1 protein-coding gene and 1 pseudogene are annotated in these 1,544 nt (G+C 46.8%); one reads left to right on the plus strand and one right to left on the minus strand.

Annotated elements, in window-relative coordinates; translation table 11 throughout:
- Nucleotides 1–333: pseudogene (locus CA2_RS01275) on the minus strand (hypothetical protein); the annotation flags it as partial.
- A 201-nt stretch (nucleotides 334–534) separates the two neighbouring features.
- Here CA2_RS01275 and CA2_RS17380 point away from each other — a divergent pair.
- Nucleotides 535–1,407 (plus strand): LysR family transcriptional regulator, encoded by an 873-nt coding sequence (locus CA2_RS17380; protein ID WP_081888816.1) that lies wholly within the window; start codon nucleotides 535–537, stop codon nucleotides 1,405–1,407.
- Nucleotides 1,408–1,544: the final 137 nt, after the last annotated feature.

Below are 1,544 nucleotides of genomic sequence, written 5' to 3' on the forward strand. Positions count from 1 at the left end.
CTGATATTCACGAGGCACTGCGAAATATGTAAATATCAAAGAAATGATAAATACATTATCCATTGCCAATGTCTTCTCAACCAGATAGCCTGTCATATACAGCTTCACGGCTATCCATCCTCTTTCTTCTGGACTGGCTGCCGCTGCAATTTGCGGATCCACGGCCCCCGTGCCAGAGTAATGGACATAGATCCAATAAACAGCTGCAGCCCAGGCAAGGCCCAAGCCTATGTACAAGCCTGACATTTTCAAGCTATCGCTGATTTCGATGGCGCGCGCATCTTTGTGCAGGATGCCCAGATCGAAAGCCAAAATAGCGATGACAGTGGTCAAGAAGGCAAACCATATCCAGAGTGGCATGCCTAACCAAAGGGTAGAGAGGAATTCCATGATGTGAGAGGATGGGTTGATAAATCTCACTGATTGGAGTGAGATCAGTGTCGACGCCTTCATTCTTCTCAACGTGACAGCACTAAAAAAGCAGCTTTACAATGATCTGAACTTCGTTTTTTTCGAAGTATTCATGCATCCACTATGCTCAACTATCGACACCTCTACTACTTCTGGGTTGTGGCCAATGAAGGCGGCTTTGCCCGAGCAGCGGAGCGTTTGGATATGGCCATCCAAACGATCAGTGCACAAGTGCGACTTTTAGAGTCCTCGATAGGCCATCAATTGCTCAAACCTTCCGGGCGAACTGTGGTTCTCACCGATGCAGGCCGTGCCGTTTTTTTGCGCGCGGATGAGATATTCCTGCTAGGGTCACGCATCCCAGAGGAGGCTGCCGCAGCAGCAACCGGGCCATCGGTACGTTTATCCGTAGGTCTTTCAGACGGAATAGCAAAGCTCGCCGCACACAGACTGCTTCAACCAGTACTGGCAACTTCTGGCTTAAAGCTTATCTGCCATGATGGCGAGCTTGAGCAGTTGATGGCAGAGTTGGCTTTGCACAAGCTGGATTTGGTATTGGCCTGTCAGCCACCACCGCATAACTCCAGCTTTCGTTTGTCGAACGAGCGTTTGGTTGCTTCTCGGGTCGATTGGTATGGACCTGCAGCTTTGGTCAGTGATCAGAAAATTGCGGAGTTTCCGCAAAGTCTTAAAGACTTGCCCATACTTGCACCGACATACCATGCAGCACTGCGTGAGCGCATGGATCGCTGGTTAGAAAATCTGGGCATACAAGCTCAGATTGTTGGCGAATTCGAAGACAGTGCCTTGTTGAGTATTTTTTCTGCCCAAGGGATGGGCGTTTTTCCTGTGACAGAGTTAGGTTCTGCAGATCTTGTAAATATACAAAGCCTGAAACTTCTTGGATGCAGCGATGGGCTTAATGAAGAAATCTACGGGATATATAGCTCACGTAGCAAAAATCACCCCTTGGTAAGAAAAATATTAAATATTTAGATTGTTTTACATGAAATAATTTTATACTTTTAATTATTTAATTTGATCCACTTTAATTTTAAAATCATTCACTACTTGTCGGATCCCGGACGATTGGCTGCTTAAAAACAAGCGTCCGTTGCTGCATGGCCGAGAGG

The sequence above is a fragment of the Comamonas aquatica NBRC 14918 genome (assembly GCF_000739875.1).
Taxonomy (GTDB): domain Bacteria; phylum Pseudomonadota; class Gammaproteobacteria; order Burkholderiales; family Burkholderiaceae_C; genus Comamonas; species Comamonas aquatica.

Bases quoted from the DNA above. Each gene is read 5' to 3' on its own strand.
- CA2_RS17380 (WP_081888816.1), top strand. From the start codon at position 535: ATGCTCAACTATCGACACCTCTACTACTTCTGGGTTGTGGCCAATGAA.